At 67.5% G+C, this 25,944-nt stretch carries 19 protein-coding genes and 1 pseudogene; 13 read left to right on the top strand and 7 right to left on the bottom strand.

Annotated features, from left to right (window positions below):
- Positions 1-77: 77 nt before the first annotated feature.
- Positions 78-413: a hypothetical protein gene (locus ACXKR8_RS14555; RefSeq protein WP_458273336.1), complete on the bottom strand. Its 336-nt coding sequence runs from the start codon at positions 411-413 to the stop codon at positions 78-80.
- 696 nt (positions 414-1,109) lie between these two features.
- Positions 1,110-2,264, bottom strand: a complete 1,155-nt coding sequence (locus ACXKR8_RS14550; RefSeq protein ID WP_458273335.1) for an IS701 family transposase — start codon at positions 2,262-2,264, stop codon at positions 1,110-1,112.
- 157 nt (positions 2,265-2,421) lie between these two features.
- Between ACXKR8_RS14550 and ACXKR8_RS14545 the strand changes: the two genes are divergently transcribed.
- From ACXKR8_RS14545 to ACXKR8_RS14530, 4 genes and pseudogenes are all read left to right on the top strand, one after another.
- Positions 2,422-3,222 carry a hypothetical protein gene (locus ACXKR8_RS14545; RefSeq protein ID WP_462100503.1) on the top strand — a complete coding sequence of 267 codons (801 nt, stop codon included), beginning with the start codon at positions 2,422-2,424 and terminating at the stop codon, positions 3,220-3,222.
- Positions 3,212-6,220 carry a caspase family protein gene (locus ACXKR8_RS14540; RefSeq protein WP_462100502.1) on the top strand — a complete coding sequence of 1,003 codons (3,009 nt, stop codon included), beginning with the start codon at positions 3,212-3,214 and terminating at the stop codon, positions 6,218-6,220. Before ACXKR8_RS14545 ends, ACXKR8_RS14540 begins: the two co-directional genes overlap by 11 nt.
- Positions 6,208-6,471, top strand: a pseudogene (locus ACXKR8_RS14535) (WD40 repeat domain-containing protein); the annotation flags it as partial. The gene ACXKR8_RS14540 and the pseudogene ACXKR8_RS14535, both read left to right, overlap by 13 nt.
- A gap of 63 nt (positions 6,472-6,534) precedes the next feature.
- Entirely contained in the window at positions 6,535-7,422 is an 888-nt protein-coding gene (locus tag ACXKR8_RS14530) for a WD40 repeat domain-containing protein (RefSeq protein WP_462100680.1), read from the top strand.
- 138 nt (positions 7,423-7,560) lie between these two features.
- Here ACXKR8_RS14530 and ACXKR8_RS14525 read toward each other — a convergent pair whose 3' ends face one another.
- Both ACXKR8_RS14525 and ACXKR8_RS14520 read right to left on the bottom strand, forming a co-directional pair.
- The gene (locus ACXKR8_RS14525) at positions 7,561-8,859 is read right to left on the bottom strand and encodes a hypothetical protein (RefSeq protein WP_458273332.1); all 1,299 of its coding nucleotides are present in this window, start codon (positions 8,857-8,859) and stop codon (positions 7,561-7,563) included.
- Between the two features lie 120 nt (positions 8,860-8,979).
- Positions 8,980-9,537 carry an RICIN domain-containing protein gene (locus ACXKR8_RS14520; RefSeq protein WP_458273331.1) on the bottom strand — a complete coding sequence of 186 codons (558 nt, stop codon included), beginning with the start codon at positions 9,535-9,537 and terminating at the stop codon, positions 8,980-8,982.
- A 304-nt stretch (positions 9,538-9,841) separates the two neighbouring features.
- Here ACXKR8_RS14520 and ACXKR8_RS14515 point away from each other — a divergent pair, with 304 nt between their 5' ends.
- Positions 9,842-11,689, top strand: a complete 1,848-nt coding sequence (locus tag ACXKR8_RS14515; protein WP_458273330.1) for a hypothetical protein — start codon at positions 9,842-9,844, stop codon at positions 11,687-11,689.
- Here ACXKR8_RS14515 and ACXKR8_RS14510 read toward each other — a convergent pair.
- Positions 11,680-12,774: an ISAs1 family transposase gene (locus ACXKR8_RS14510; protein WP_458266617.1), complete on the bottom strand. Its 1,095-nt coding sequence runs from the start codon at positions 12,772-12,774 to the stop codon at positions 11,680-11,682. The two genes, ACXKR8_RS14515 and ACXKR8_RS14510, sit on opposite strands and share 10 nt — an antisense overlap.
- A 305-nt stretch (positions 12,775-13,079) precedes the next feature.
- Here ACXKR8_RS14510 and ACXKR8_RS14505 point away from each other — a divergent pair, with 305 nt between their 5' ends.
- The 4 genes from ACXKR8_RS14505 to ACXKR8_RS14490 all read left to right on the top strand — a co-directional run bounded on the left by ACXKR8_RS14505 (position 13,080) and on the right by ACXKR8_RS14490 (position 17,307).
- On the top strand, positions 13,080-13,496 hold the full coding sequence (locus tag ACXKR8_RS14505) for an SRPBCC family protein (protein ID WP_458273329.1): 417 nt from the start codon (positions 13,080-13,082) through the stop codon (positions 13,494-13,496).
- Positions 13,497-13,551: 55 nt separating this feature from the next.
- Positions 13,552-16,170: a helix-turn-helix domain-containing protein gene (locus ACXKR8_RS14500; protein ID WP_458273328.1), complete on the top strand. Its 2,619-nt coding sequence runs from the start codon at positions 13,552-13,554 to the stop codon at positions 16,168-16,170.
- Between the two features lie 21 nt (positions 16,171-16,191).
- Positions 16,192-16,590, top strand: a complete 399-nt coding sequence (locus tag ACXKR8_RS14495) for a hypothetical protein (RefSeq protein ID WP_458273327.1) — start codon at positions 16,192-16,194, stop codon at positions 16,588-16,590.
- Positions 16,591-16,698: 108 nt separating this feature from the next.
- A complete protein-coding gene (locus tag ACXKR8_RS14490; RefSeq protein ID WP_458273326.1) occupies positions 16,699-17,307 on the top strand; it encodes a hypothetical protein in 609 nt (202 codons plus the stop codon).
- Between the two features lie 609 nt (positions 17,308-17,916).
- Here ACXKR8_RS14490 and ACXKR8_RS14485 read toward each other — a convergent pair.
- On the bottom strand, positions 17,917-19,152 hold the full coding sequence (locus ACXKR8_RS14485) for an ISL3 family transposase (protein ID WP_458274984.1): 1,236 nt from the start codon (positions 19,150-19,152) through the stop codon (positions 17,917-17,919).
- A 263-nt stretch (positions 19,153-19,415) separates the two neighbouring features.
- On the opposite strand from ACXKR8_RS14485, the gene ACXKR8_RS14480 reads away from it, so the two are divergent.
- From ACXKR8_RS14480 to ACXKR8_RS14465, 4 genes are all read left to right on the top strand, one after another.
- Positions 19,416-21,044: a hypothetical protein gene (locus ACXKR8_RS14480; RefSeq protein ID WP_458273325.1), complete on the top strand. Its 1,629-nt coding sequence runs from the start codon at positions 19,416-19,418 to the stop codon at positions 21,042-21,044.
- 244 nt (positions 21,045-21,288) lie between these two features.
- On the top strand, positions 21,289-22,722 hold the full coding sequence (locus ACXKR8_RS14475) for a hypothetical protein (protein ID WP_458273324.1): 1,434 nt from the start codon (positions 21,289-21,291) through the stop codon (positions 22,720-22,722).
- A gap of 202 nt (positions 22,723-22,924) precedes the next feature.
- A complete protein-coding gene (locus ACXKR8_RS14470; protein WP_462100501.1) occupies positions 22,925-25,234 on the top strand; it encodes an AAA family ATPase in 2,310 nt (769 codons plus the stop codon).
- On the top strand, positions 25,234-25,578 hold the full coding sequence (locus ACXKR8_RS14465; RefSeq protein ID WP_462100500.1) for a response regulator transcription factor: 345 nt from the start codon (positions 25,234-25,236) through the stop codon (positions 25,576-25,578). Before ACXKR8_RS14470 ends, ACXKR8_RS14465 begins: the two co-directional genes overlap by 1 nt.
- 4 nt (positions 25,579-25,582) lie before the next feature.
- Here ACXKR8_RS14465 and ACXKR8_RS14460 read toward each other — a convergent pair whose 3' ends face one another.
- Positions 25,583-25,849: a hypothetical protein gene (locus ACXKR8_RS14460; RefSeq protein ID WP_458273322.1), complete on the bottom strand. Its 267-nt coding sequence runs from the start codon at positions 25,847-25,849 to the stop codon at positions 25,583-25,585.
- Between the last annotated feature and the right edge of the window lie 95 nt (positions 25,850-25,944).

Raw genomic sequence — 25,944 nt, 5'->3', positions numbered from 1 at the left:
CAAGCGCCTGAAGAGCGCACTGTCGGTTGAGACGGTGCCCCGGGGGCGTCTGGCCCCGGGGCGAACCGCCCGCGTACTTACTTGACGCGCTTGGGCAGGATCGTGGCGGGGTCGATACCGAGCGTCGTGGTGGCCTGGTCGATGTCCGCGCGCATGGGGTCGTCCGCGAGGAGGGGGCTGATCACCGAAGCGGCCTGGAGCAGGCTGAGGGCCATCTGGATGATGTCTGTGTCCCCGAGGATCGGTGCGGTGGAGCGGAGCTGGTAACTCCCGTCATCAGCGTGTTCGACGTAGGCCGTGGCGGTGTTGATGCTGCTGTGGGACAGCCCTGACAGGTGTGAGTAGACCGGGTAGACCTCGGGTACCCCGTACGTGTCGAACAGGGCGTAGACGTTCTTGAGTTCGTGCTTCAACTTCGTGTGCAGCTTCTCTTCGTCCCCGGTGCGTACCGGGGCGGTCCGCTGGGCGGCTGCCTGGTCCAGAGCCTTGCGGTACTCGGCGGCGGCGGGCCACTTCGTGTCCTCCGCGGCTGCGGCGGTCGGGGTGGTCGGCCGCGTGGCAGGCTGGGGCGCCGTCGGCTGCGAGGCGGAGCCGTTGCACGATCTCGTCCACGAGTTGGCAGTACTGATCGCTGACGCAGATGGCGGTAACCTCGCGCGCCTGCTGTCTGGCCGTTGCAGCCCTGCGCCATGAAAGCCTGCCGTATTCCCCTGCAGCGATCACAGATCACGGCGCTTCACACGAATCCGCCCTCGTAAAATCGTACATCCGTCCGCAGATCCACGGGACGGGCCGCGGACACGCTACCCGCAGGATCGCCGATCGATGCAACTCCGCCTGTTGAACCGGTGGAGAGCCCGTATTCCGACGCGGTGTATTCCTCGGATAACCGATCTTCTCTCGCTCGGCAGAGGGCTGGGCGGCGAGCGGCCCCTCGCCCTAGTACTGCAACCGCATCTGGGGGTTGTGTCCTCGGCGTTTGTAGTGGGAGTTGCGGGCGCGGGCCTGGCTTCGTCGTCGGAAGCGTGACCAGTGCAGATGGTGTTCGTTGGCATGGTGGTGGGCTGCAACGACGATGTGCCCCATCAGTCGGCGGATCTCCGGGACGCTCAGCGGTATGAGCTCGTCCGCATTGTCGGCGCTTCCCCTTTTTGGGCTTCTTCGGCGCGGACGGCGGTCAGGTAGGCGAGTGCGGCCATGGACAGGGTGATGTGGCGGTACCAGGCCCGGTAGAGCCGTACCTGGTAGTGGTCCAGGCCGCACTCGCCCTTCGCGGTCTGGAGGCACTCCTCCACCGCCCACCTGGCCGCAGCCACCTTGACCAGGTCTTTCAGTCGGGTGGCGACCGGTCCGTAGCAGACGTAGTAGGCCAGTTCGCTCGGGTCGCTGACGCTGCGACGGGTCAGGACCCAGTGCCCGAACCCGTTCTCCCAGGTCTCGCGGACAGCGACCCTGGCCCAGTCGTAGATCCGCTCGCCGTGTGCGCCCCGGCCCCCCGACAGGCGCTTCCACGCCTGCCGGGGCAGGTCGGCGATCAGTTGGTCCACTTGCGCGGCCCTGCCGTGGGCGGTGGTCACGATGTCGTTGACCTTCGTGGCCAGCACGTGCGCCACCGATCGTTCCTCCAGCCAGGCGCGCAGGTGCCCCACCTGCCCGAACGCCTCGTCGGCGGTGACCCATGCGAAGGGGATGCCGGCGTCGATGGCGCGCTGCAGCATCCACTTGAAGTGCTCGTTCTTGGTCGCGAAGGGGACCTCGTCCCCGATCCCCGCGGCCCGGCAGCGTGCGCGGTCATCAGTCCACGAGACGGGGACGTAGAGCTCGCGGTCGATCAACGCCCGCCCCCTGCTCGAGGCATAGGCCAGGAACGTCCCGATCTGGCTGTTCTCGGTGCGGCCCGCGGTTCCGGTGTACTGGCGCTGGACGCCTGCGGACTTCGTGCCCTTCTTCAGGAATCCGGTGTCGTCGCCGATCAGCACGGCGTCCCTGGCGCCGATGCTCTCCACAACGAAGCCGCGCACGTCATCGCGCACCGCATCCGCGTCCCACTCGGAGTGGTTGAGCAACCGCTGGACGCCGTCGGGACGCACCTGCCCGACCTGCTCGGCCACCGTCCAGCCGTTCTTCCGCTCCAGGGGCGCGAGCAACCCGTTCAGGTAGTCCAACGCCCGCTCGCGGGGCTCCGACCTCCCGAAATGACGGGCGAACCGGGCATGAAACCCGGCTATCCCCTCGGACCACGACTCGACCTGCTCAACCGTCAACTCATTGGCACACAGTTAGACCAACGAGCACCCACGCTCAAAGTCACGCCCAGATGCGGTTGCAGTACTAGAGTGGGCGTGCGTTGCAAGTGGCCTGGCGAGACGGGGGTTGACTGTGGCTCGGGTGGTGGGGGTACATGGCGTCGGCAAGCAGGTGATGGGTGAGGACAGCCTGCTGAAGGACTGGTATCCGGGGTTGTGCGACGGTGCGCGCCGTGCGGGCCGCCCCGTGCCGGAGCCGGGCGAGGTGGCGATGGGCTTCTACGGGGACCTGTTCCGCGAGGCCGGGATGTTGGCGATCGGCGATCCGCGGTACACGGCTGAGGATGTGGAGGAGGGCTTCGAGGAGGAGTTGCTGTTCGCCTGGTGGCAGGCTGCGGCCCAGGTGGATGAGCGGTTGGTGGTTCCGGGGGCAGACACTCTGGCGCGGACCCCGCGTTCGGTGCAGGCAGCGCTGCGCGCACTGGCGGGGTTCCCCTTTTTCTCGGACCTGGCGCTGCGGGCGCTGGTGTTCGACTTGAAGCAGGTCCGACGTTACCTGACCGAATCCGAGCTGCGGCAGAGTGCGCTCGGACGGGTGACCGCGCTGATCGACGAGGACACCCGGGTGGTGGTGGGGCATTCGCTGGGTTCGGTGGTCGCCTACGAGGCGCTGTGCGCGCTACCCGGGCACGGGGTGCGGGCGCTGGTGACGCTGGGATCCCCGCTGGGGATACCGATGGTCCACCGGCGCCTGGTGCCCGAGCCGGGTCTCTGGCCCGGCGGAGCGGAACTGGTGTGGACGAACATCGCGGATCGTGGTGATGTGGTGGCCCTGGTGGAGGACCTGCGACCGCTGTTCGGGTCGCAGGTCCGCTCGGCGGTGGTAGTCAACGGAGCCCACGCGCACGACGCTGCCTCGTATCTGACCGACGCTCTGACCGGGGCCGCGATTGCCAGTGGGCTGCATGGGGGCTGAGCCGGAGCCGCGTCGTTTCCTCATCGCCACCGCCGTTGCCCACTACAAGAATGCCCCAGCGTGGGACCGGCCCGGGCTGGTCGAGGCCCGTCAGCAAGTCATCGACCTGTTCACGGGCAGGTTCGGCTACCAGCACGTCAGCGACCTGGGCCTGGACCCGACCGGGCACCAGCTGACCGAGCGGCTGCGGGCGTTCTGCACGTCCATCGAGCGCCGTGCCGACGACTTGGTCGCGTTATACCTCGCCGGCCACGGCGAGGTCCTGGACGAGGATCAGGGCGGCGGCCATGTCCTGCTCACCCACGACACCGACCCGGACGACATCGCCGACGCGCTGCCCACCGAGACCCTGGCCCGGAAGATGCTCGCTGGTACGCGGGTGCGGCGACTGCTGCTGATGCTGGACACCTGCTACTCGGGCCAGGGCGGCAACGAGGTCACCGCCGCTGCAATGGAGCGCATGAGCCGCCGCTGGGGGTCCTCGCCCGGCTCCGGCCTGGTGATCCTGTCCTCCGCGCAACCCCTCGAACAGGCCGTCACCGGGGCTTTCCCGAACTTGCTGGATCAGGCCGTTACCGACGAAGCCACCGCAGGCCACGGGCCACATGCGCTGGCTCTGGAGGCTGTGGTCCAGCGGATGAACGCCGTCGGCGGGCACCAGCGAATCGGCCTGACCCAAGTCGGCCTGACCGGGCAGGCCCCGGCGTTCCTGCCCAACCCGCGTCACGACCCGCGACTGACAGAAGTGGACCTGGCCGTCCAACAGGAGGCCGCCTGGCAGCTTCAGGCCGACCGACGCGACATCGAGCTGAACGCCCGCCTGCTGGTGCGGGCCAAGGGCAGCATGCCCGGCGAGGGCTGGTGGTTTGCCGGTCGTCGCACCGCTCTGGCCGACATCACCGCTTGGCTCACCGAGGAGAACGAGCCCCAGTCCTCACGGCTGGCGCTGGCGGTGACCGCCGGGCCTGGATCCGGCAAGACTGCGGTCCTGGGCGTCCTCGCTGCCCTGGCCCATCCCGAACTGCGGCGCACCGTTCCCGTGACCTCCCTGCGTATCGAGTCCTCCACCGTCCACGCCGCGCAGCTGATCGATGTCGCGCTCTACGCGCAGAACCTGACCGACCAGCAGGTTCTGGACGGCCTAGCCGCAGCCGCCAAGATCCGCGCCGACACGGTCGGGGGACTTCTGGCCATGCTGGGTGGCCGCCCACGGCCGCTGACCGTCCTGATCGACGGCCTGGACGAGGCCGCCACCCCGGACACCCTGTGCACCAGCGTCCTGCGTCCCTTGATCGAGCATGCCGAAGGCCGCATCCGCCTGCTCATCGGCACGCGGCCGCACTTGCTGCTCCGGCTGGGCCTGGGCCACGACCAGCTGGTCGACCTCGACGCCAAGCGTCACGCCGACCCCGAGGCCGTACGTACGTACACCATGCGCAACCTGCTGCTGGCCCACCCCGGCTCGCCCTACCGCACCTGTCCACCGCGCCTCACCCAGGCGGTCGCCGACGCGGTCGCCACCGCGGCGGGCCGCTCGTTCCTGATCGCCCGCCTGGCCGCCGGAACCCTTGCCGCACAGCCTGACCTCCCCCACCCGCACGACCCGCAGTGGCGCCGCAACCTGCCCAGGCACGCCGACCAGGCCATGGCAAAGGACCTCGCCCTTCGCCTGGGGGCCGACGCGGCCCGCGCCGCCGACCTGCTGCGCCCGCTGGCCTACGCCCAGGGCCAGGGTCTGCCTTGGGAGGACCAGTGGGCCGCGCTCGCCACCGCGACGAGCGGACATCACTACACGGATGCTGACATCCGCTGGCTGCGGCACCAGGCTGGCTCCTACATCGTTGAGGCCGTCGAGGACGGCCGATCGGTCTACCGTCTCTACCACCAAGCCCTGAGCGAGTATCTGCGGAACCAGCGGGACGACGCGACCATGCAGGCTGCCATCGCCCGGACCCTGGTCGACCACGTGCCGCTTCGGGCCGACGGCACCCGCGACTGGGCCCACGCCCACCCCTACACCCTGCGCCACCTCGCCACCCATGCCACCTTGGGCGGAGTGCTCGACGACGCCTTGACCGATGCCGGATACCTCGTCCATGCGGAACCCGACGTGCTCGTCCCACACCTGCACGCCGCCCGGAGGGCGCCGGCTCGACTCACCGCTGCGGTCTACCGCAGCTCTCTCGTAGCCCACCGCCACGCCTCCCCCGACCGCCGACGGCAGATTTTGGCTCTGGATGCCGCCCGCTACAACGACGCCACGCTGCTCACCACCCTCAGTAATCGATCCCAGCCCGGTGACTGGATCCCCCTTTGGGCCACCGGCACCACTGTGTCCTCGGCGCTGCGCAATACACTGCTCGGGCATACCGACTGGGTGCTGTCGGTGGCGTGCTGCGAGCTGGACGGACGCCAAGTGGCTGTCACCGGCTCTGCGGATGGCACGGTGCGGATCTGGGACCTGGCCACCGGCCAGCCCATCGGCCAGCCCCTCCGTGGACACACCGCGACAGTGCGAGCCGTGGCATGCACTTCCCTCACCGGGCGCCCAGTCGCGATCACCGGTGCCGAAGACCTCGAGGTGCGGTTGTGGGACCTCACCACTGGGACGCTGCTCGGCCAACCCCTCACCGGACACGCGGCGTGGGTAGTGGCGGTGGCCTGCTGCGAGCTGGAGGGCCGCAAAGTCGCCGTCACCGGCTCCCGGGACGGAACGGTGCGCATCTGGGACCTGGCCACCGGCCAGCCCGTCGGCCGACCCCTCGGCGGACACGACCACACGTTGAAGACCCTGGCATGCACCACTCTTGCCGGCCGGCCCGTCGCTGTCGTTGGCTCCCACGACGGCGTGGTCCGCATCTGGGACCTGACCAGTGCAGAAGTGATGGGGCAACCCCTCACCGGGCACATCGACACGTCAGCTGTCACCTGCGCCCTCCTGGACGGGCCGGTCGCCGTCACCGGACCTACCAGGGCAGCATCCAGGTGTGGGATCTGACCACCGGACAACCGATCGGCCGGCCCATCGCCGGACACACCGACGTGGTGACGTCTGTGACGTGCACTACCGTCAGTGGACGGCTGGTCGCCGTGACCGCCTCCGACGACCACACGGTACGGGTGTGGGACCTGAGCACCAGACAACCGGGTCAATCGCTTACTGGCCACACTGCCCCGGTTGTTGCTGTGACGTGCAGTTCCTTGGAAGGGCAGCCAGTCGCCGTCACCGGCTCCCGCGATGGCACCGTGCGGATCTGGGACCTGACCCCCCGCCCGCCGATCGGGCGGCCCCACATAGGACCCACCGGTGCCGTGAAGGCGCTGGCCTGCGCCACTCTCGCCGGGCGGCCCGTCGTCGTCGTTGGCTCCTATGACGGCACCCTGCGCATCAGGGACCTCACCACAGGACGGCCGATCGGTCCACCCCTGACCGGGCATTCAGGCACGGTCACGGCCCTGGCCAGCAGCATCCTGGATGGACGTCCGGTCGCCGTCTCAGGCTCTCACCGCGGCTCCGTGCGGGTCTGGGACTTGACTACTGCCCAGCAGATCGGTCCGCGGCTCCACGGGCACTCAGGACCGGTGCAGACGATTGCCTGCACTGCACTGGCCGGGCGGCCCGTCGCAGTCACGGGATCCCGGGATCGAACGGTCCGGGTCTGGGATCTGACCACCGGCCAGCCGATCGGACAGCCCCTCATTGCCCACACTGGCTCGGTAACTGCGGTGTCATGCGCCCTCTTGGACGGGCGCGTCGTCGCCGTAACGGGCTCCGAAGACCGCTCCTTGCGGGTCTGGGATCTGACCACCGGCCAGCCGATCGGACAGCCCCTCACCGCGCACACCGATACGGTGAAGGCGGTGGCGTGCACCGTCTTGGACGGGCGAACCGTCGCCGTCTCGAGCTCCTTCGACGGTACAGTCCGGGTCTGGGATCTGGCCGCTGGCCAGCCAATCGGACAGCTCCGCACTGAATCCAGCGTGACGGCCGCGGCCGTGGCCTCCACTGTCCTGGAAGGTCATCCCATCGCGATCACGGGATTTGACGACCACACCGTGCGGATCTGGGACCTCGCCCGCATGACACAGGTAGCCCGACTCGATCTACCAGGCCCATGCTCAGCCCTGGCCTCGTCCAGCTCCGGATGGCTCGCGTGCGCATTCACTACCGACATCGCCGCGTTCCGTCCGCACATCTAGTAGTACTTCGTTAAGTTTCGTTGGGTGGTCGGGGGTTGTGGGATGTTCGGGGCGTGGGTATGGGCTGTTGGCAGGTGGTGCAGATGCCGGTCCAGCAGTTCAGCAGGTCCTGGATCTGGTTCGGGACCTGGTAGAAGGTCAGGCCGGCGGTTGGGCTTTTGGGTCGAGTCTGCGCAGGGTGAGAAAGGCGTGGCGGCGGTGACCAGGGCGAGGTGACTCGGAAGTGGGGGTGAGATCGCGGCGGTTGCGATGGTTTCGAACGGTACCGGTTTTCACCGGGGTGAGGATGCCGGGGATGCCATCTACCGGAGCCATGACGTAGGCGAGTGCCCTGGCCTCCCAGTCTTCCGGGGTGAGATTCCACTCGGCCTCCCGGAGGTAGCCCGGGGCAGCAGAGATCAGCAGCGACAAAGGAATGTTCGGGCCGCCGCCCAGGCGGCGGACGTCCATCGCGGCGTGGATCAGCTCTTTAGTGACACCGCTTGCGTTCTCGTACCGATCCTTCAGCACTGCTACCCCGGCAAGGTACTGGGTGATCCGCCCGTCCTCAGCGCGTTCATCGGCCTCGCCCAGTCGCGCATCGACAGCGACCTTGCCGGCCAGAGCGTCCAACTCGTCTCGGGTGAACGAATCGGGTACATCGATCCTGTGGCCTCGCAGCAGTTCGCGGGCGGCAGCGCAGCGGTCGGGTTCACTGCGGGTGGTCAGCTCGTCCCAGTACCGTGACCAGAGTGTGGCCAGGACTAGGACCGGAGCCCTGTCCGGATCGCGTAACAGGTCATGCAGACCGGCTGCAATCTCCTCACCGGCTTTGCTCGGTGCCAAGAACTCCTGAGCTTCGTTCAGCCACACCACGGAGCGCGGGGCGACATCGGCAAGCTCAGCCAGAGCCGCTGCGGGGCGCGAGGGGGAGATAGGATGCCACAGCCGCCACCCCTCAGGCAGACTCCGGACAGCTTCCCAACTGGACCGGGTTTTGCCCGTAAACGAGTCACCGACCAGGACCGCGATCCTGCTGCTCCCGGCAACAGCGGCCGCGACCACCTCACCGAGCTGGGTGTCGAAATCCCTGGGCACATAGGCGGGTAGTGCCCGCAGCTCGGGAACGACGACGCCAGCATCGAGCGCTGGGTGCACTCCGAGATTACTCAAGACGGACTCGGCGCTGAACTCGCTGATCGGCCGTCCCGCGCCCTTGGCCATCTGCGCCGCGACCCACAGGCCGCATATCTGTGCCCTCAGATCGTATTCATCCCAGGCAGCACGGCGCGCCAGTACGAAGGCGACGGCAGCCGCATCAGCCTGGTTGGCCGGTAGAGCCGGCTTGCTGATGCAGCGGTGGACCGTATCGCGACTCGGCACCCCCTTGAGGCTCTCAACAGCTTCGATGTCAGCGGCGATCTCGTCCAGGCTGGGCGTTCCCGCAGCCAGGTACACCTCGTACAGGCCGACTCGTCCGCCCCTAGCTGGGGAGTTGCCCCGGAAAGGGCCTCCGACCTGCGTCGGAGGCCCTTTCCGGGCTTCAGGCCCCATACCTGTTCGGGAGGGCCAGTGCCGTCATCCCAATCGCCAGGCCTGGATGGTCGTGGTGCTGCAGGGCTCCCAGTAGATGGTGGCGTGGTCGCCACCGGCACCGGCCAGGCAGGTGCCGTTGCCGGTGGCGCTTTCCAGCTGGAAGACGGTACTCGGGTAGGAGGGGAGCGCGACGAGCCTCCAGTCCTGGCCGGCGAACTGGCCGCAGGGAAGCTGCTCGACCAGATTCTTGGTCTGACCGCGGCTGGCCGGGGGCTTCGGCGTGACGCACAGGAGATCGCTCTGGTTGTAGATCTTGTAGCTGCCGTCGCCGACGGGGACGAACACCCACCGCTGGGGGGCACCGTTGCCGGCGTAGCCGTGGCAGTGGTACATCTGCAGCGGCACCCCCGGTGAGGTGGATCCGTCGGTCACGTCCAGGCATACGCTGTTGCTCAGGAGCGGGAGGGTGAGTTCGCTCCACCCTTCCCCGCCAGGAGGGGTCACTGCGGCCTGCGCGGCTCCCGGCATGACGGTGATGCCGAGGCCGACGGCCAGCGCGGCTGCGGAAAGAAGCAGGCCGGCGGTTTTGCGGATGTCCACGTGTTTCTCCGGGAGCGTTCTGTGAATGTGCGGGCTGATCCTCTGGTACAGCCCCCAGTCAAGCTCCCGCCTGCCGCACCTCCCTGAGCAACGGCTGCTCAAGTTGTTGTTCAACAGCGCCGGGCGGGCCCGCAGGTGAGTAGGAATTACTCAGGGGCATGGCGGGGGGCCGGCCCTAGTCTTTGGCGGAGTACGAACGGAAGGCGTGCTACAGGAACGAGTACGGGGGGCACGCATGAGGAATTCCCTTGCATCGGCGACGCTCGATGACTGCCGGCGGCATGAGTCGGTCGACACGTTGCTTATGGAGGGCGAGCAGGCTCTCGCCGGGACGGGCGACCTCAAGGCGGGCAAGGATCTGTTCGAGAGGGCCTACCGCGCCGCCGAGTTGGCCGAGGACCCCGAGGCGATGGCAGTGGCCGCGCTGGGGACCGCGGGCCTGTGGGTCCACGGCCTCCGCAGCGTCTCGGACGCCGCCCTGCTCGAGGAGCGACTGGTCCGGGTACTCGGCCTGTTGGACCCGCAGGACGTGCTGGCGTTGCGGGTGCGGGCGAGGCTGGCCGCGGAGGCGGACTACCCGAGCGCCACGCACGCGAGGGTACAGGCGGTGCTCGAAGAGGCCAGGGCGGTCGCGGATCCCGCCGTACGCGCCGAAGTCGTCAATCTGGCCCATCAGTGTCTTCTCGGCCCCGATCACGCCTCGGCACGGCAGCGGCTCTCCCGTGAACTCGTCGGCTGGAGCTTCCGCTCGGGACGGTACAGCGACCTGCTGATGGGGCTGCTCTGGCAGGCAGTCGACCACCTGCTGGAAGCGTCACCGCACAGTGGGCGCCGACTGGCCGAGCTCCGCGAGCAGTTGTCCCACCGGGGCCATCTCGCCGTCGGCTACGTCGTCAGTGCGGTGGACGTGATGCTCGCGATCCGAGCCGGAGATCTCGACGGCGCCGAGACCTTGGCGAAGGACTGCCTGCGGCAGGGCCTGGCGGCGGGCGACGTCGACGCCACCGTCTGGTACAACGCGCAACTGGTGGCGATCCGTTGGTACCAGGGCTGCCTGGTGGAAGTCCTGCCGCGGCTGGAGAGGACGGTGCATTCGCCGCTTCTCAGCATGGCGGACAACTCCACCTCCGCCGCCCTGGCCGTGGCCGCGGTGATGTCCGGGGACCGGCGGAGGGCGGCCAGCCTCCTGGCGTCACTGTGCGGACCGGATCTGGCGTCGCTCCCGCGGTCGAGCGGATGGCTGTCCACCATGTACGGCATCGTCGAGGCAGCCCACCTGCTCGACGACGCCGACGTCTCGGCCGACGCCTACGAACTGCTCCGCCCGTATGCCGAGCTCCCCATGCTGGGCAGCATCGGCATCGTCTGCTTCGGATCGTCCCACCACGCTCTCGGTGTCGCTGCCCTGTCCATGGGTGACCTCGACCGTGCGGTCGACCACTTTCGGACTGCGGTGCAGCGCAACCTCGCGTTGGCGCACTGGCCGGCCGTGATCGCGTCGCGGCGCAGACTCGCACAGGCCCTGCTCCGGCGTGGCCGAACGGAGGACGCGGCCGTCGCTCAGACCGAGTTGGAGGCGGCAGAGGGTGAGACCTCGGCGCTGAGTCCGTGCTCACCCCCCGAACTTGGTTCCGGCAGAGGGCAGCTGACGGTGGGTCGGTTCGGTCGCCGATGGCAACTCGCAAGGGGCGGTTGCACCGTGGTCGTCGAGGACAGTGTGGGGATGTTCCATCTCTCCGTGCTCATCGCGAACCCCGGGCGGGAGATTCCGGCGGTGGACCTGGTCACCGGCCTGTCCGCGCTGGGCGGCGGGCGGAACAACACCTTCGCCTCGACACAGCCGATGCTGGACCACGCGGCCATCCGTGAGTACCGGCAGCGACTCAAGGTGCTGCAGGCCGAGATCGCCGAGTCCGAGTCCGGGTTCGAGCTTGACGACAAGTCCGCGGACCGGGCTCGGGTCGAACGTGACTGGATCCTCAGCCAGTTGACCGGCACGGTGGGAATCGGCGGCCGGGTGCGCCAGTTCTCCGACGGAAGGGAGCGATCGCGCATATCGGTCAGCAAGGCGATCCGCCGGACGATCGACCGCATCGCGGAAGTCGACCCCGCTCTCGGTCAGGGCTGTTGCAAGGTCGGATTTCATGGGTGAACGTGCAGGTCAGTAGGGATGCCGAAGAGTTCGAGCGGGGCTGTGTGGGGCGCGAGGGCCATGGCTCGACGTGCATCGGCGATGGAACTCCCGCTCCTGCGGAGGAAGTTCATGGCGACTGACCTCAAGGTGGCCATGTTCTGGGCTCCGTGGCGGGTGCGGATGCGGGAGGCGTCCTCGCCGAAGGCAACATCACGAACGTAATGGATCTTGTTCTCCACTCCCCAGTGGCCGCGGACGTAAGCCCCGATCATCTGCGGGTCGGCCTGCGCCGACGACAGGTCCGTGATCACGTACACCGTCTCCCGCGAACGCTTCCCGGTCTTGCTGTCGGTGCGGTGCCGAGTCAGCCGGGCCACCTGTCGCAGGTGCGGAAAGTCGAGATCGTTCCAGGTCACGGCCTGGATGATGCGGGTCTCCACCCGGCCGTGCGCTCGGACCGTGGACCGGGAGGACGTGCTGACCCGTTCCCAGGGCACCGCCCGGCACGCCGTCCACAGCTCGGGCTGGTTGCGCTTGACCGTGAAAACGTAGTGTGCACCGAACTCCTCGACCAGCACCCGGGCATGGTCACGCTGCGTATGCAGAGCATCCGCCGTCACCACCGCCCCCGCCAGGTCCAGCACCGACAGCAGCGCCGCGAACCCGGTGATCTCGTTCGTCTTGTCGGGAACCCGCTGCTGCGCGACCAGTGTGCCGTCCTGCACTATCGCCCCGAGTACCGTCACCGCCTGCCCGGCCTGGTCCCGCGAGCCCCGCAGACATTTGCCGTCCACCGCCACCTCCCGCGCCTGGACCGCAAAGGCTCGCAGCAGCCCCTCCAGCCCGCCGGGCATCACAGCACCGACTACCCGGCGGATTGTGGACGCACTCGGCGCCCTGACCAGCCCGAAGACCCCGCAGCGGCGCAATCCGAGCCGCTCCAGCGTGGACGCCGGCGCCGCGGCCGCCCACTGCCCCATCGCCCGGAACGACTCGAACCGGCACGACAGCGCGCACAGCGCGACCAGCAGCACCGCACCGAGCGGATACTGCCGCCCACGCGGATCACGCGGGTCACGCAAGCCGTTGACCAGCGCGAACACCGTGGCACCAGGCGACACGCTCCCCGCGCCCCATGGAAGCCGACTGGACATGGCAGACTCAGGAATCACCGAAGCTCCGTTGTTTGTCGAGGACTTGTGAGGTCATCGACCACAACGGAGCTTCGTCTATCCCGGACACGGCACGCTGACCAGCGAGTTCACAAGATTACCCGACCTTGCAACAGCCCTGCGCTCTCGGTGCCCATCTTCGTTCGACGGTGCACACGGGAATGGCTTGCTCCTACTGGCCGGTGGGTTGATGTGAGCGTCCGACGAAAATTCCCTGCTGAGTGGAGTGAGCACGTATGGAGAATTCAATTGTCATCGCATCCACTGTCTCCCGCATGTGGGAGCTGACGACCGGGGTCGAGGCGTGGCCGCAATTCTGTCCCGCCGTGCAGCGGGTCGAGCGCTTGGACAGCGGGCCTTTCCAGGTGGGGAGTTCCGCTCGGATCAAGCAGACCGGTCTGGCTCCGCTGGTCTGGGTCGTGATCAGCTTCGACGCAGGTCGGGAATTCTCCTGGGAAATCCGGTTGATGGGAATGAAGATGACAGGATCACACGTGGTGGAGCCGGTCGGCGACGGGTGCCGAAGCATTCTGGGGCTTGAGGTCTCCGGCCCGACGGCAGGGCTCTACGGAGCCCTGTTCGGTCGCCGGTTCAGTCGGGCCCTGGATATCGAGAACAAGGCTTTCAAGGCAATGGCGGAGCAAGTAGGGTGAATGCGGACGGCTGCTTTCCGGAAGCCGTCGCCGCCACGACGCACGGAGGTGCGTGATGCGTACCAGGACGTCGAGCGGACAGTGGCCTTTTGTGGGGCGGGTCGGCGAGCTCGCGGCCTTCGACCGGTGGTGGTCCGACCAGCACTCCCGCGGGCTGGTGATCGTCGGTCCGCCGGGGGTGGGGAAGACACGGCTCGCCGAAGAAGGCATGGAACAGGCATCGCCTCGGGGGTACCGCGTCCTGCGCATGGCGGGTTCTGCCGCGGCTGCCGAGATCCCGCTGAGTGCCGTTGCCCGACTGATCCCGGACGGTACGGACCTGTCCGACCCGGTCCGCTGCTTTTCGAGCGTCGTCGCGGCCCTCGGGAACCTGCCCACCCGTCGCTGTGCCGTGTTCGTTGATGACTACCACCTGCTGGACGCCGCTTCGGTGATGCTCCTTCGGCAGCTGCTCGACGCCGGTGCTGTCCGCTTCATCGGCACCGCTCGCTCTGACAGCACCTCCACCAGGGCCTTCGTTGCGCTTTCCGGCGGCGACTCGATGTCCCGGCTCGATCTGTCGGAGCTGAACACCCAGGAAGTCGCGAATCTTCTCGAACGTGCCCTGGGCGGGCTGGTCACCAAACGGGCGATCCACGATCTTCGTGCCGCCTCCGGAGGAAATGCGCTCTATCTGCGCGAGCTGGTGGCCGGAACACTGAGGAGCGGAGCGTTGCGCTCGGACGGTCAGGTCTGGGATCTGACGCATCGACCGCAGCCCACACCACGCCTGATCGAGCTCGTGAGGTCTCGGGTGGCGGAAGTCGAGACGGACGGCCACGCCATCCTGGAGATCCTGGCTCTCTGCGGCCCGCTCGGGCTGGAATTCGCTGAAGAGGTCGCGTCCGCGGAGTCGCTGGCATGTCTTGAGGAGAACGGGCTGATCCGAACGTCGATGGACGGGCGTCGGATCACTGTCTCGTTGGCGCATCCGCTCTATGCGGAAGCAGTGAAAGGCGATATTTCGCGGGCGCGAAGGAGCGACCTCCTGCTGCGCCGTGCCGTATGGGCGGAGAACAGGGGAGTACGTCGTAGTGAGGACGCACTGCACATCGCCACCTGGCGCCTGGAGGCGACCAGCACGGCAGATTTCACCCTGCTGCTGCAGGCCGCGGCATTCGCAAAGCATTCCAGTGACTTCGACCGGGCCGCATTTCTGAGCAAGGCGGCGTGGAAGCAGAGGCAGACCAAGGAGTCTGCCCTGGGCCATGCGAACGCCATGATCGATCTGGCGCGCCACGACGAGGCGGATCGCTTCTTGCGACAGGCGGAACTTCTGCTTCCGAACGAGGATGTGCCCGCGCTCTTCGAGGCGAAGGTGAACAACCTGGTTCTCGCCGGAAGCCTGGCGGAGGCCCAGGCGATGCTGGTGGGCCGGGACGACGAGCGCAGCCGGTTGTCCCTCGGCAGTGTCCTGCACTTCCGCGGGCTGCTGCACGACTGCGTCGAGGTGTGTCGCCCCCTTGCTCGGAGCACGGATCCCGGAATCGCCCAGGACGCCGCCGTGGTCGCGACCTCGGCCCTGCTGCGCAGTGCCCGCACCAGTGAAGCCGAGAGCATGTTCCAGTCGCTTGCCGGATACCTTCCGAACGCCGAGGGAAAGCTGAGCGACAGTCGGCGCGAGAACACACTCTACGCGGACTTCGTCGAAGATATTTTTGCCTACATGCTTTCCCTGAGAGGCCGGTTGGAAGACGCCGAAGCCCTGCTGTCCAGTCAGCATGAGAAGGCAGTCGTCAAGGGTGAGAGTTCGCTCGTCGCCAGGCGGGCCACCGGACTGGGCTACGTTCTCATGGAACGCGGGAAGCCGCTGACCGCCCTCGGTATTCTGCATCCGATCATCGGCGCAGGCGTCCACTGGAATGTCTTCACCAAATGGGTGCTGTCAACTGCCGTGACGTGCGCCGCCATGGTGGGACAGAGCGGTGTTCTCTCCGCGTATATGAAGGAACTCCCGGAGGCCGGCGAGGACATCGAGTCGTGCAGCAACAGGATCGCCCGGGCCTGGTTCGCGTCAACGCGTTCGGATCCACAGGAGGCGGCGCATCAGCTCTCCACGGCTGCCCAGGAGGCCCAAGCAGCCGGACAGCACCTCCATACCGTCTGGGTCGTCCATACGATGGGCCGCCTCGGGTTGGCCGCCGAGGCCGCGCTGCTGTGGGACCTGCCGGTGGAGGACGAATTCCTCAGGACGCGCCTGGAGTACACGCGAGCGGTCGCACACGGTGATGCGGAACTCCTGGTCGGATGCGCCGAGAAATTTCAGGCATTCGGTGCCACTCTCTACGCGGCCGAATCCTTCGCCGAGGCCTCGAACCTGTATCAGCTGACCGGGCATCAGCGCCGCGCCACGGCTGCTGCCAATCGCGCCATGGCATGTGCGTCCAACTGCGAGGGCGCCTCGACCCCTGCCCTCGCGAAGCTCACCGCGCATCGGCAGTTCGCGCCGCTCACCGAACGGGAGATGCAGATCGCAGCGCTCGCATCGGGCGGGGCGGCGAGCAAGGACGTGGCTGCGGCCCTCCACTTGTCGGTCCGCACGGTGAACAACCACCTGCAGAACATCTACGTCAAACTGGGCGTCCGGACCAGGAACCAGCTCGCCGAAGTGGTCAGCACGTGGACCACCCCGTAGCACGGTCGGAGGAGGCAGGTCATGGATGAGCGGTTCACGGTGGTGGCGAACACCGGATCGTTTCTCAAAGAAGGCGACGACGACGTCAGGCTCCCGCACCGGTGGACGCCCGGCGGCATCGGGGTGCGGTCGACGTTCACCGGGGGCCACGTGCTGAACCTGGCGGTGGCGGTGTGCGTACTCAACGACCTCTATCGCGAGGCCGAGGCCGGCGGGGTGGAACTACTGGGGGTCCGGGTGCGGGCGGAGGGCGGCTTCGACACCTCCAACTGGCTGTCGACCGGCATCTGCTACGCCGTCGAGGTTGACAGCGGCGCGCCACAGGCGCTGATCGCCGCATTGATCGCAACGGTCGATGAGGTCGCCGAGATCCCCCGGGCCCTGCGTCAGGGTGCCGCGGTCACCCGCTCGACGGGCTGAGACCTGGCACTTCGGATTCGGCGCGGAACGCCTGGTGGGCTTGACGCAGGAGGCAGCCGACGCGGCCGTCGGGGCCGCGCCGACCGTGATGGACGACCGTGGAACGGGGTGGAACGCCGGAAGGGTATGCAAGAAGGCACGTACGCGGATCCTGGAGTCAGGGTGCACATAAGGAGCGGGCGCCACGAGCTGGTCGCCACCAGCAGTTCACTGACGATCGACGGGCGCGAGTTCGCGCTGGACGCCATCGACCGCGTCGTCTACAGAGCTGCCGCCCAGAGCAATCGAGCCTCCTACAGAATAAGTGTCGCCCAGGGCAAGGAAAAGGCCGACTTCCTCTTTGACGCCTACCGTCGTGGCGACGAGCTCAAGACGAAGGACCATGAATGGCGCAGGGTGGTCGAGCTGCTTTCCCGAACGGCCGTCCATCGAATTTCCGCGGAGGCCATGGAGTCCATTTCCAACGGAAAGACGGTCACCTTCGGGAGCTACGCCGGGTCCAAAGTCGACGCCGATGCCCTCGGCCTGCGCAGGCGGATGCCGTTCGCACGGAAGATCCCCTGGGCCGAGATCACCGGTTCGGATTTCGACAGGGGTGTCGCCAGGGTCTTCACGACCGACAGCAGGAAGCAGAAGCCAGAGATTCGGATCGATATGTCGGGATGGAATGTGGTCGTCCTTCCCGTGTTCGTGTCGTCGTACATCAACGGGTCGTGACGCTGAAGGGTGACTCGACATCGGCCGGCTATGTCCCCGCCATCGGAGGACGGGCCATTGGCATCGGGTTCCGGTGCGGCCGGAGCCCCGGCTTCCGCCGGATTTGAGTACTGCATGCTCAGGACCCGGACGGCAGCAGGACATTGAATTGACGTGTCGGCAGGTGTCTGACCCCTGTCGGTCCCACGAGAATCACCATAGATAGGTTTGTTCATGAGGAAAAATCTTCGCTCTGCGCATACCGCTGGAGCATGGAATCGACTGGCTGTGACAGTCGGCGCGATGGCCCTGGCCGGTGGGATGCTCGCGGTGCTGCCTTCTGCCGCATCGGCCGCATCAGCCGCGACAGCCGGCACCGCGGGGATCGCCTTCCAGGAGGCGGGCAGTGGGAGCCTGTGGTCCGTCGCCGACGGCGAGTTGAGCACGAACATGGCCGCGGGGACGAGTCCCGCAACAGTGGCGATGCCCACCGGCGGATTCGAGACGGCGTTCGTCGGCAAAGACGGCCTCCTGTGGGCGATTGGCCCCGACGGTGTCCCCGACCGGGTGGGCGGGGGTCTCGGGGTGGCCCAGGGGACGAGTCCGTCGATCGCGGTGAATGCCGGGTCATCAAAGTTGATGGGTCGTCAGCTTTCCGCGTGCCCTTCGGGTGGTTGCGCAGTGTGATCGCAGGCGTTGGCTCCGGCGGTTTCGGAAGCCGTAGGCCTTGCGGGCTTCGAGCTTGATCACGCGGTTGTTGCCTTCGGATGCGGCGTTCGTTATGCCGGTTTTGATGTAGTTCTCGATGCCGTGCCACCACTGGTCGACGGTTTCGGCGAGGGTGACCAGTTCGACCAGGTAGGGGCGGTCGGCACAGAAGGCCTGGAAGCGGTAGCGGGCGGCGGAGACCGCGGAGCGGTCGGGAAGGACGTGGGCGTGCTTGGCGGTGAGCCGCAGCAGGTCGCGCAGGAGCTCCTTGGCACGCCAGCCGTCGAGGATCTGCTTGCCGTAGGTACCCATATCGGTCAACTCGTCGGCAAGCGTGGCCAGTTCTGTGGTGGTGAGGTCTTCCTTGTTGCGGCGCAGGAGCTTGCGGACGCTCCAGACGGGGTCGCCCTTGCGGGCGCGGCGGCCGTGGTGCCTCCAGGTGAGGCGGCGGCGCAGGTCGGCCAGGTGGCGCTGGGCGAGCTGGACGACGTGGAAGCAGTCCACGACGATTCGGGCGTGGGGCAGGGCGGTGCGCACGGCGGCGCGGAAGGTGGCGCACAGGTCGATGGCCACGTACCTGACCCGCTGTTTCCAGGTCTCGGGCTGGAGGGTGAGCCAGGCGGCGACGGAGGCGGCGTTGCGGCCCTCGACCTGCCCGAGCAGGCCCTGGCCGCCGACCGCGTCGACGAAGCCGATATGCCAGGCGTCGGCGACCAGTTCCCATGTGCCCGTTTCGGGGTTCTCCCGCCAGACCGGCTTGCCCCTGCGGGTCTCGTCGATGCCGACGGCCTCGGTCACGGGCGGCTGATCAGGCAGGACGAGCTCGGCGTACTGTTCGAAGGCAGCTTGGGCAGTGGGCCAGGAGATGCCCAGGTCACGGCCGGCCTGTACGACCGTGCGGCCGTCGTCGGCCACCACGCGTCCGGCCTCGCGCCGCAGCGCGCGGGTCAGCCGGGCCCCCGCTGGCACCTCGCGGACCTGCTCGGTGAACGAGCCGCGCGGGCACAGCGGTTCCGCGCAGAACCAACGGGACTTGTGCCAGTGCAGATCCACACGTCGTCCACCGTAAGGAAGTTGGCGGGGGCGGGTGAGACGTGGGCCCTTCCTCGTCGTGGAGAGCACTCCGCACTCCGGGCATGCCCGCGCACCCTCGTCCACCGTCGCCACGTGCACGACGAGAGCCGGCCCGACCTCCTCCACCTTGATCACCCCCAGCCCCTCCAGGCCCAGCAGCAGTGTCGCGTCCGTATCGGCACAGGTATCGTTGATGTTCGAGCCCGCAGGTGTTCGTGATCGGTTTCTCTAGACAAGAACCATGATCACCAATCCCTGCGGGCTCCTTGCATCCGGGGCACACCACACCCGGCATCGTCACCCAACGTGACAGTCAATTGGCTCAAGCCGCTGACGGCCCATCAAGTTTGAAGACCCTGAATGCCGCGGGGACGTTCGAGATCGCCTTCCATGCCCAGGGGGACCAGTTGTGGACGTACAACTCCGCGACCGGTCCCGCACCCAACCGCGAGGGCTTCGGGGTGATGGCGAACAGCAGTCCGTCGGTCACCGCGCTGTCCAACGGCGGCTTCCAGGTGGCCTTCGCAGGTTCGGACGGATTCCTGTGGGAGTACGGAGCAGCGGCCGAACGCCGGGTGGGTGCCGGCCTGGACGTAGCCCCCGGCACCAGTCCTTCGATCGCGGCGGCTTCCTCCGGCGGCTACGAGATCGCCTTCCACGCACTGGGTGACCAGCTGTGGACGGTCGACGACAACGTCGGGCACCCCAACCCCGACGGCTTCCACGTCCTGACCGCCACCAGCCCTTCCGTCACCTCGCTGCCCAGCGGCGGCTATCAGATCGCCTTCGTCGGCCTGTACGACTCCCTGCTGTGGGAAGCCGGAACCGCCGGAGACTTCCGTGCGAGCGCCGGCCTCGGCGTCGCCGCCGGCACCAGCCCTTCCATCACGGCCGGCCCCTACGGCGTCGGCTATGAGATCGCCTTCCATGCCCAGGGCGACCACCTGTGGAGCGTCACCCCGGACAACGTCGGGCACGACCTCGGTACCGCGCTGAGTGCCGGTACCAGTCCCACGATCGCCTCTCCCGTCCAGCCGGTGAAGATCGACACGCTGGCGGCGGACACACCGTTCAACAAGAGGACGATCACCGTCTTCAGTGAGGTCCTCAGCCTCCGGGCGGGCGAATCGCGGCGGCTTGTCGGACAGGTGAACTCCACCAGCCCCTCCTCCGCCGTGGTCGAGTACGACGCCGGCATCCAATGCCTGAACGCCGCGGGGCAGCAGGTGGGCGACGCTGCCTGGACGGCCAAGAACCACACCAGCACGGCAGCCCTGGCCCTTGACCCCTCGCTGCTGTTCACCGCGCCGACTGCGGGCACCTACACCTGCCAACTCCTCACGGACAGCTTCGGCAACCAGACCGCCCTCGCCGGCAGTACCTGGCTCCACCTGGACACCACTGACGACGCCGGCGCCCAGTCGTGGCACAACCCGGAATGCGACGGCGCCGGTATCGACAGCAGTTGCGTCTACCTCGGCGGCGGCAACGCGACCACCTCGTACCTGCTGTACAACGACGGAACCCAGAACGACCCCACCCAGAAGAAGGCCTTCACCGCCGCGGCCAATGCCACCTCGATCGCCGTGAACGCGAACGCATCCATGACCACCTGCTTCACCGGCACCGACGCATGCGTCCCCACCAAGGCGTCCTACGGCAACTCCGGTAGCTCGACGATCGTCTCCCACCTGGAGGCAGTCCAGCTCGACGCGGCCGGAAGCACCTGCAACGTGACCGCCACCAGCGACCTGACCAGCACGATCAGCGCATCCGTGCACCACTACAGCATCCCCTACGCCCTCGGCAGCGTGCCGGTCCTCTCCAGCTGCGGATCCCGCAACTTCATCATCCGCATCTCCATGCACCTGGCGGCGGGAAACCGACTCAAGATCGACGGCTACCGCCCGGACTGGACGGGAACTCCCCCTCAGCCCGAAGCCGAGACCTACGCCATGGCCGTGAACGGCAAGTGATCGCGCCGCACGGAGGGCAGCGGCAGCCGTTGCCGTTCCCAATCTGGAGCGGGGTGCTGACGAAGGGTCACCTTTCGGCTGCCCGGCAACCTGTCGGATCTTTTTCAACGAGAGAGCAAGGAAAACCATGAATCTGGACATCAAGGCCCGCTTGGGTCTGGCGCGTCCGCACGCGTCGGCGGCCGGGACCGTCGGCTCGTTCAGCAGCAGGACCGTCGGCTCATACCGCAGCAGGACCATCGGAATGCTCAGCGGCGCAGCGGTACTGGCGGGGACCCTGGCGCTGGCTGCCCCCGTGGCACCGGCGGCGCAGGCAGCGACCCTCCCGCCGACGGAGATCGCCTTCCAGCATGCGGACGGGACGTTGTGGCACTTCGGGGCTGACGGCTTCGGCCCCAGCGGCCAGACGTCGCTGCCCATGGCGCCGGGGACCAGTCCCAGCGTCGTGGCGGACAACGACGCCTCTGTGGCCGGCAGCAACAGCCGATACGTCATCGCGTATCAGAGCGCGAGCAATGTGCTGGCGTACCGGGAGCCGACCAGGGACATGGTCGAGCGGCAGAGCATGGCACCGGGTACCAGCCCGTCCGCCACTCCCTCCGGCGTCGCCGTGGTGCAGGCGGCCCCCAGCGCCGATGCGCCGAATCCTGGAGTTCAGGGGAAGCTCACGTTCTACCAGAGCGGGGGGCAGCAGCCCGGCGGCTTCTTCCTCAAGCAGGGAACCAGTCCTGCCTTTACGTCGCTGACGCCCCAAGGTCTCTATGCGACTGCGTTCCAGAGCTGGGACGGGTTCCTGTGGATGAGCCTCGGCTGGGACGCGGCTCCCGTCCGCGTGGGAGGCGGGCTGGGTGTCGCACCGGGCACCAGTCCGGCGATCGCTTCGGACGGCCAGGGGCACTGGAAGGTCGCCTTCCACGCCCTGGGTGATCATCTGTATACCTTCGACAGCACCGGCAAGGTGGTCGACACCGGCGCCTTCATGGCGCCGAACTCCAGCCCGTCCCTGACGTACCTGGCCGGCGCGGGCGGCTATGAGACAGCGTTCGTGGGGCCGGATTACCTGCTGTACCGCGCGTTCCCCGACACCAATTTCTTCCTGGCCGGTTCCGGGATGGCCGTGGCACCGAACACCAGTCCGAGCATCACCCAGGAGGGGCCCAGTTCCTTCAGGATCGCGTACGTGAACGCGACGACGAACCACCTGATGACCTATGACCCCTCAGGCGTCGTCGATACCGGAATGGCGATGATGCCCGGCACCAGTCCCAGCATCACCACCTACCCGGCCGCCACCAGCGGCGGTGGCGGCACCACCTATCCGGCGGCCAAGAGCTACACGGTGAAGAACTGCGACCAGATCCCGGAGTCCGCCACGGACCCCTTCGGTCGTGGACTTCGAGTCTGGGTCAAGGACGACTCGGTGGCCGGCTCGAGCTTCGTCGAGACCGCCGATCTCGCTGGGCTGATCATCGGGGGACTCTGCGGTCAGGGTGGCGAAGTCCCGCAGCAGTACAGCTTCAACCCCGCCGTCGGCCATACCTACGAGGTGCGCATCAACGGATTCACCACCGAGACGCAGACCTGCGCGGATACCGCCCTCAGCTGCGTCGTGGCATCCGATGAGTTCACCGGCAGTGCCACCGGGAACACGATCAACAGGCTGATGAACGTCGGCTGACCCCAGGACGACGCGGGGCACGGCGGCCGTCGAAGCGGCCGTGCCCCGCGGAGTTCTGGCCGGAGGAGCGGGTGGCCGCGAAACCGCCGGCCTGGGGCCGGTCAGCCCCGCGCCGAGGACGGCCTCGCCGGACGGGCTTCGCTATGGTGGACTTGTGGACTGATGAACCCCGGCGATATCGGTCGGCTTCCAGGAGGCTGGCGTGCTGACACAAGGGCGGCATTCTCGGTGGCCCTTGACCGGGCGTGAGCAGGAGCTGCAGGCCTTTCAGGCCGCGTGGGACGCCGGCTGCAGCGCTGCGGTCCTCTCCGGTGCGGGCGGTGTGGGGAAGTCGCGACTCGCCGAGGAATGCCTGCTCCGAGCCACCAGCGCTGAGGACAAGGTGGTCCGGGTCACCGGTACCCCCGCGGTGTCGGTCCCGCTCGGGTCGATCGCGCACCTGATCCCCTCCGGGGTGGACCTCTCCGAACCGGTCACCGGTTTCGAAGCAGTCGGCCGGGCCATGCGACGTGAGGCCCTGGGCCATCAGTACGTGGTGTTCGTCGACGACCTGCAGTACCTGGACTCGGTCTCGCTGTCGCTGCTGAGAGCGCTCCTCGACGGCGGGGTGATCCGAGTGATCGCCACCCGCCGGAGCGGAGATGACGATCTCACCGTCGGGCAAGCACTGACCAGCGAAGACGGAATGTGCACCATCGAATTGGCCCCGCTCCGGGAGCCCGTGGTGGACGACCTGCTGCGGGCCGTCCTCGGCGGTGCTGTGGCCCGCCCGACGGTCAGCAGGCTCTTCAGGGCCTCGGGCGGCAACGCCCTGTATCTACGAGAACTGGTCCATGCGGCGCTCGGCGACAAGTCCCTGACGAACGACGGAGAGATCTGGCGACTGGCTGAAGCCGCCACGCCGACGACACCCCAGCTGCGTGAGCTCATCGAGGCACGCCTCTCCAGGGTGCCGTCCGAGGCGCGCGAAGTACTGGAACTGCTCGCCTACTGCGAGCCCGTGTCCGAGGCGATCGTGTCCGGTATGGCGAGCCCGAAGCTGGTGGACAGCCTTGCCGAAGCCGGCCTGGTTCGAACTGCGGAAGACGGGCGCCGAACTCTTGTCACACTTGCCCACCCGCTGTACGCGGAGCAACTGCGCGCGGGCGTCTCCGTGCTGCGGCGGCGGCGGATCCTGACCGAACACCTCAAGCGCATCCAGGCGACGGGAGCGCGAAGAAGCGACGACCCCTTGCAGATCGCCACCTGGCAGCTGCTCGCCGGCAGCACCGCTGATCCCGCCCTCCTGCTGCAGGCCGCGACTCTGGCCAGATATGTCAATGACTACCAAAGGGTCGTGGACCTGCTCCGGGCACTGCCGGAAGAGCACCGAACCCACAGCAGCTACCTGCTCCTCGGTGAGGCTCTGCTGCAAACGGGTCAATGGCGACAGGCAGACACCGTCCTCACCCTGGCTGAGAATCACAGCACCAGCGAGAAGGAGCGGGTGACAGCGACACTCGCCCGCACCTGGAACCTCTTCTGGATGGCCGCCGAGGAGCAGGAGGCGATGGAGGTCAACGCAGTCAGTCTCAGCAGCGTGGTGGACCCGCAGGCTCTGATCACCCTCAGGGTCAACGAGGCATCCATGCGCACACTTCTGGGGCAACCCCAGTACGGCCTGGAGGTGCTCAGCGCGCTGGAGCTGGATCCGCAATGGACCCCCGGATTCAATGAGGCGTCGGTTGTCGCGATGTCCAAGTCGATGGGATTGGCGCTCGTGGGTCGTGGGGACGAGGCCATCTCCTGGGCTGAACACGCCTACAACGTCCAGTCGGAGAAGGACCGTGAGGAACTGGGGCCGCCGTTGGCAAGCCAGTTGATCCCGATGATCTTCGCTCTGTCCGACCAGGGCCGCCTGGACGAGGCCCGCGACATCGCCGAGGAGGTGCTGGCCGAGACGGCGACTTCCCAGAACTCCCTGACGTGGATGTGGGCTGCCTGCTACCGCGGCCGGACAGAATGGCTCGCGGGACATATCCGATCGGCTCGCCACTGGTACGCGGAAGCCGTGGCCCATGCGGAGGCCGACGACCGAATCCGACCTCTGATTCCTGCGTTGGCGGGATTGGCAGCCTCGGCCGCGGTGCTGGGCGACGAAGCGGCAGCCGGCTCTGCTCTGGCCAAACTGGTGGGCCACACCACCGTCGGGCTCTCGACCGGGGAGGAGCGGCTGGGCCAGGCTTGGCTGTGCGCGGCACAGGGAAAGGTGGCGGAGGCCCGGGCGATCCTCATCGAGGCTGCTGCCTCAGCCAAGGCTGTCGGCCATACGACCTCCGAGATGTTGCTGCTGACCGATGTGGCCCGACTCGGCGGCGCCAAGGACGTGGTGCAGCGGATGGTGGCCCTGGCGGCCACCTGTGATGGGCCTTGGCACAGTGTCGGGCCCGGCTTGCCACTGCCCTGTCCAACGACGATCCGGAGGATCTCACTGCTGTCGCCGACGATTTGGATCTTCTCGGTGCTGATCTGATGGCGGCCGAAGCCGCCCTGGCTGCCGCGGCGGCATGGAACCGGGCGGGACACCATCGCCGTGCTGAGGCCTCAACGAGACGGGCGAAGGCTCGCGCGGCCCGCTGCCAGGGGGCTGAGACGCCTGCGCTGGCCTTCGGCGACGTGGCGACGCCGCTCACGGCTCGGGAGCAGGAAGTCGCGCTCCTGGCAGGCGCGGGCAACCCGAGCAAGGACATCGCCGCTGCCTTGAGCATGTCCGTGAGGACGGTCAACAACCATCTTCAGCACATCTACAACAAGCTGGGTGTGAGGACCCGTAGAGATCTCGCAGCAGCGCTGTCGCTGCCGCCGGAATCTCTTTGACCGTTCACGAGACCTGCTCGCCAAATGCCCATTCGTACCACAGGCCGGGTCGGCCGATCAGGTCGCCGATTTCTCGCAGCGTGCATTCATCGGAGAGGCCGTTCTCGAACAATCGTATCGCCAGGCCCTCGCGGATGCCCATGAGAATGGCATGCCGTTCCCTGACCAGGGATTGATGGAACGCGCGGTGATCCGGGCCCGGCAGAGAACGCGCTCTTTCGTCGAAGTGCTGGATGTCCCTTATGTGCTCCACGGCCCGACGGTAATCCATCTCGAGTCCTTCCGGTCGTCGATCTCATCCCGCGAACCGAGGCGTCCTGTCCGAATCCCAGTCAAACGTAATGACTTCCGGGTTGCCTGAGCATC

This window comes from Streptacidiphilus sp. PAMC 29251 (assembly GCF_054208735.2).
Note: the sequence above shows the minus strand (reverse complement) of the source record. Positions and strands in the feature narration are given on the sequence as shown.

What these genes read in the sequence shown, in the direction of transcription:
- ACXKR8_RS14545 (WP_462100503.1), top strand. Translation starts at nt 2,422, where the DNA reads ATGGGTGAGGACAGCCTGCTGAAGGACTGGTATCCGGGGTTGTGCGAC.
- ACXKR8_RS14540 (WP_462100502.1), top strand. Translation starts at nt 3,212, where the DNA reads ATGGGGGCTGAGCCGGAGCCGCGTCGTTTCCTCATCGCCACCGCCGTT.
- ACXKR8_RS14515 (WP_458273330.1), top strand. Translation starts at nt 9,842, where the DNA reads ATGGAGGGCGAGCAGGCTCTCGCCGGGACGGGCGACCTCAAGGCGGGC.
- ACXKR8_RS14505 (WP_458273329.1), top strand. Translation starts at nt 13,080, where the DNA reads ATGGAGAATTCAATTGTCATCGCATCCACTGTCTCCCGCATGTGGGAG.
- ACXKR8_RS14500 (WP_458273328.1), top strand. Translation starts at nt 13,552, where the DNA reads ATGCGTACCAGGACGTCGAGCGGACAGTGGCCTTTTGTGGGGCGGGTC.
- ACXKR8_RS14495 (WP_458273327.1), top strand. Translation starts at nt 16,192, where the DNA reads ATGGATGAGCGGTTCACGGTGGTGGCGAACACCGGATCGTTTCTCAAA.
- ACXKR8_RS14475 (WP_458273324.1), top strand. Translation starts at nt 21,289, where the DNA reads ATGCTCAGCGGCGCAGCGGTACTGGCGGGGACCCTGGCGCTGGCTGCC.
- ACXKR8_RS14465 (WP_462100500.1), top strand. Translation starts at nt 25,234, where the DNA reads ATGGCGGCCGAAGCCGCCCTGGCTGCCGCGGCGGCATGGAACCGGGCG.
- ACXKR8_RS14460 (WP_458273322.1), bottom strand. Translation starts at nt 25,849, where the DNA reads ATGGATTACCGTCGGGCCGTGGAGCACATAAGGGACATCCAGCACTTC.